Source organism: Actinotalea sp., assembly GCF_041597215.1.
GTDB lineage: Bacteria > Actinomycetota > Actinomycetes > Actinomycetales > Cellulomonadaceae > Actinotalea.
On the sequence record NZ_JBFHHB010000261.1, the window covers coordinates 1 to 4,249 of the forward strand.

The window sequence follows — 4,249 nt, forward strand, 5'->3', positions numbered from 1 at the left end:
CTCCGGAGGGGTCGACTCGGCCGTCGCCGCCGCCCTGGTCCAGCGCGCCGTCGGCGAGCAGCTGACCTGCGTGTTCGTCGACCACGGGCTGCTGCGTGCGGGGGAGGCCGAGCAGGTCGAGGAGGACTTCGTCGCCGCGACGGGCGTGCGGCTCATGGTCGTCGACGCACGCGAGCGCTTCCTCGACGCCCTCGCCGGGGTGACGGACCCCGAGACCAAGCGCAAGATCATCGGCCGCGAGTTCATCCGGGTCTTCGAGCAGGCAGCGCGGGACGTGGTCGCGGAGTCCGGTGCGCACGGTGAGGAGGTCCGCTACCTCGTGCAGGGGACCCTGTACCCGGACGTCGTGGAGTCGGGCGGCGGCGAGGGTGCGGCGAACATCAAGTCCCACCACAACGTCGGCGGGCTGCCGGACGACCTGCAGTTCGAGCTCGTCGAGCCGCTGCGGACCTTGTTCAAGGACGAGGTCCGGGCCGTGGGCCTCGAGCTCGGCCTCCCGGGCGAGATCGTCTGGCGTCAGCCGTTCCCCGGCCCGGGGCTCGGCATCCGGATCATCGGAGAGGTGACCGGCGAGCGCCTGGAGGTCCTGCGCGCCGCCGACGCGATCGCCAGGGCCGAGCTGACGAAGGCCGGGCTCGACCGGGAGATCTGGCAGTGCCCCGTCGTCCTCCTGGCGGACGTGCGCTCCGTCGGGGTGCAGGGTGACGGCCGCACCTACGGCCATCCCGTCGTCCTGCGGCCGGTGAGCTCGGAGGACGCCATGACGGCCGACTGGACCCGGGTGCCGTACGAGGTGCTCGCCACGATCTCCACGCGGATCACCAACGAGGTCCCCGAGGTGAACCGGGTGACGCTCGACGTGACCAGCAAGCCGCCGGGCACCATCGAGTGGGAGTGAGGCCGGGGGACGCCCCCCGCTGACCCTCAGCCGAGGGCGGCAGCGGGGGTCCCGGTCGGCGGGGTCGCCTCACGGCCGGCCCGACGCAGGCGCTTGACCTCGTACATCGAGCCGTCCGCGCGAGCGAGCAGCGACTCGGCGTCGGAGCGCTCACCGGCGAGGTGATGCCGATCGAGGCCCGCGCCGTCGCGCGGATCCCGTCGAGGTCGACCGGCCGGGAGAGGGCACGGTCGATCGACGGCACCACGGTGGACTCGATCGCCGAGGGGTCCCCTTCCAGCACGACGACGAACTCGTCGCCGCCGAAGCGTGCCACGAGGTCCGAGGAGCGCACGCAGCTCAGGAGGCGGCGGGCCACCTCGCGCAGGAGCTCGTCGCCGGTCGAGTGGCCGTAGGTGTCGTTGACCGCCTTGAAGTCGTCGAGGTCCAGGTAGAGCACCACGGCCCCGGTGACGCTCCCGGCCCCGACTCGCTCGAGGACGCCTGACAGGTGCGTGCTCATCGCCCGGCGGTTCGCCAGCCCGGTCAGCTCGTCGAGGGAGGCGAGGTCGTGCAGGCGCCGGGCCGCGTCGGCATGCCACTGGGCGAGCAGGCCGATCCGGGTGACCACCAGCGGGACCATGAGCAGCGTGCCGATGCTCAGCAGGACGACGTCGGCCGGGCGACCGGTGAGCGATTGGATCCCGACGACGGTCGGGTTCACGGCGAGGGCCGCCCCGAGGAAGGCCAGACGCGCCCGCGTGAGGCCGCGGGGTCGAGCCTCGGGGCCGGCGATCGCCAGGGCCGAGGGGTGCACGATGGCCGCGCCGAACGCGACGTAGGCGACGACCCACAGGCTGCCGACCCAGCCCGCGTCCATGTGCAGCACGGGGTCGGTCGTCAGGGTCGACCCGATGTCGGCGAGGTTCACCGAGGTGATCGACAGCACGAGGTACACCGCTGCCGGCCTGGCCGCAGGCGCCACGACCGCGGACCGGACCACCGCGCCCGAGAGGGCGCTGATGCACAGCACGAGAGTCATCTCGTAGACCACCGTCGGAGCCGAGGAGTCGAGCCGCAGGTGGACCGGGTAGAGCACGGCCGACCAGACGACGCTCGCCGCAGCCAGGCCGACGAGCCCGGCGTCCAGCATGCCCCCGCTGTCGCGCCGCGCGTACGGGACGGTGACCAGCAGGCCGCCTGCCAGCAGGACGGCGTAGCCGAGCAGGAGCGTCGCGGCGCCGGCCGGACCTGCCGCCGGTGTGCCGACGAGCGCGAAGCTCACGAGGTTCTGGACGTTGTGCACCGCGAGGACGCCGGTGCCGGCGAGCATCACCGTGTACCCGAGCCGGTCGGGATGGGTCCCCCGGTGCAGCTGGACCGCCAGGGCGGCGAGCGGGACGAGGGCCGCCGCCGTGATCGCTCCGTAGCGCCAGGCCCCACCGAGCAGGCACAGCGCGGCGAGCGGCACGGCAAGGGCGATCACCGTCACGTGGGCGTGCTGCCGACTGCCGTGCACCCGGTGGTCTCCTCCCGCTCCGGACACCGATCGGCCGCAGGGCGCCCGGCGTTAGCCTTAGGGGTGCGCATCGTCCACGTCTCCGACTGCTACCCCCCGCGGATGGGCGGGATCGAGACCCAGGTGCGCGATCTCGCGGCGGCTCAGGCTGCTGCCGGGCACGAGGTGCACGTGCTCACGGCCACCCCGCTGGAGTCCGGTGTCGATCCGGGCGGCGAGCAGTTCGGTCACCCGGCGGTCACGGTGCACCGGATGGGCGTCCGGCTCCCCTTCGACGTGCCGGTGAACCCCGCGGCGCCGGCGGCGATGCGCGAGCTGTTCGACCGTGCCCGTCCCGACGTCGTGCACGTGCACGCCGGCGTCGTCTCACCGTTCGCCTTCGACGGGGCGCGCGTCGCCCTGGACCGCGGGGTACCCCTCGCGATCACCTGGCACTGCATGCTCGACGGAGTGGTCCCGGCCCTGCGGCTCGGGGTCCGTCGCACGCGCTGGGCCGAGGCCCCGGTCGCGCTCTCGGCCGTGAGCACGGCGGCGGCCGAGCGGGTCCGGGAGGTCTTCGGGGGGCGGGTCGACCTGGTGCCCAACGGCGCGGACCTCGCGAGGTGGGCCCCGAGCGAGCCCGTCGCCCCGGTGCCCCCGGTGCGCGCGGTGGCCACGATGCGCCTGGCGCCGCGCAAGCGTGGGCCGGCGCTCATCGCCGTGGTCGAGGACGCCGTCGCCCAGGTCGGCCACGAGGCGCTGCGGGTGGACGTCGTCGGTGACGGCCCGATGCGCGCGCCGATGCAGCGGTCCGTCGACCGCAGGCGGCTCGGCGACGTCGTCACGCTCCACGGACGGCTCGAGCGCGACCGCCTCCCCGAGCTCTACCGCCGTGCGCACGTGTTCCTCGCACCGGCTGCCCTCGAGGCCTTCGGCATCGCGGCGCTCGAGGCGCGGGCGGCAGGGCTCGTGGTCGTGGCGCGCAAGGGGACGGGGATCGAGGAGTTCGTCAGCCACGACGTGGACGGACTGCTCGTCGACGACGACGCCGGCATGGCCAGGGCGCTGGCGCGGCTGGTGCACGAGCCCGGTCTGCTCGGCGCGCTCGGGTCCCGTGCCCGCGGTGTGCCGCCGGTGTTCGGCTGGTCGCACACCCAGCGTGCGGCCGACGCGCTGTACTCCCGCGCCCGTGCGCTGCGAGGCCTGACGGCCTGAGGGGGCGGGTTTTCACGGCCATCCGGGTCGACGACGGGACCCCGTGACGGTGAACATCCATGCGTGCCCGGACCATCGGCCTATACGACGGTGATCACCGTCGGGCATATTCATGGTCGAGCCCGTGCGAAAGGGCTCTCGGGTTCCGGGAGGGCCCGGCCGTCCTGGAAGGGGAACTTCATGAGCACCGTCAACGCCAAGCCCGTCAAGATCGTCAGCTACGTCCTCATGGTCGTCGGCCTGCTCATGGTCGTCGCCGGTGGCGTCACCTGGGGCCTGGTCAGCTCGCAGCTCGCGGCGGAGAACATCACCGTCTCCGACGACGCCACCGCCTTCGCGGGCAGCGCGGTCGACGGCCCGCTGCAGGCCTTCTACCAGGCCGACGTCATCAACACCCACGCGCTCGCGTCGACCGATGGCAAGACCTACGCCGAGCTCGACCGCGAGGACCCGCTGCGCGCCACGGCGATGAACGCCTCGTTCCTGCGCGCCTCGCTGTTCACCTCGGTCGTCGCCTTCGGCGTCGCAGCCTTCGCGATCGGCGTGGGTCTCGTGCTGATCCTCATCGGCTACGCGTTCACCGCGGTCCTGCCGAAGAAGGTCGAGGCCACCGCGCCCACCGCGGCGGTCTGAGCCCGTACGAACGAACGACGGCGGTC

Annotated in this window: 4 protein-coding genes; 3 read left to right on the forward strand and 1 reads right to left on the reverse strand. The window is 73.3% G+C overall.

The genetic code is table 11. The features are described 5' to 3' along the window. Positions 1 to 898, forward strand: an 898-nt coding sequence (guaA, locus tag ABWK99_RS14125; RefSeq protein ID WP_372595340.1) for a glutamine-hydrolyzing GMP synthase, incomplete at its 5' end; no start/stop codon positions are given. On the opposite strand, the gene ABWK99_RS14130 is transcribed toward guaA, so the two are convergent. After that, positions 819 to 2,396: a diguanylate cyclase domain-containing protein gene (locus ABWK99_RS14130; protein WP_372595341.1), complete on the reverse strand. Its 1,578-nt coding sequence runs from the start codon at positions 2,394 to 2,396 to the stop codon at positions 819 to 821. The two genes, guaA and ABWK99_RS14130, sit on opposite strands and share 80 nt — an antisense overlap. A 63-nt stretch (positions 2,397 to 2,459) precedes the next feature. Between ABWK99_RS14130 and ABWK99_RS14135 the strand changes: the two genes are divergently transcribed. Then, positions 2,460 to 3,590 (forward strand): glycosyltransferase family 4 protein, encoded by a 1,131-nt coding sequence (locus ABWK99_RS14135; protein ID WP_372595342.1) that lies wholly within the window; start codon positions 2,460 to 2,462, stop codon positions 3,588 to 3,590. A gap of 180 nt (positions 3,591 to 3,770) precedes the next feature. Beyond that, positions 3,771 to 4,223: an aromatic ring-opening dioxygenase LigA gene (locus ABWK99_RS14140; protein WP_372595343.1), complete on the forward strand. Its 453-nt coding sequence runs from the start codon at positions 3,771 to 3,773 to the stop codon at positions 4,221 to 4,223. Positions 4,224 to 4,249 lie beyond the last annotated feature (26 nt).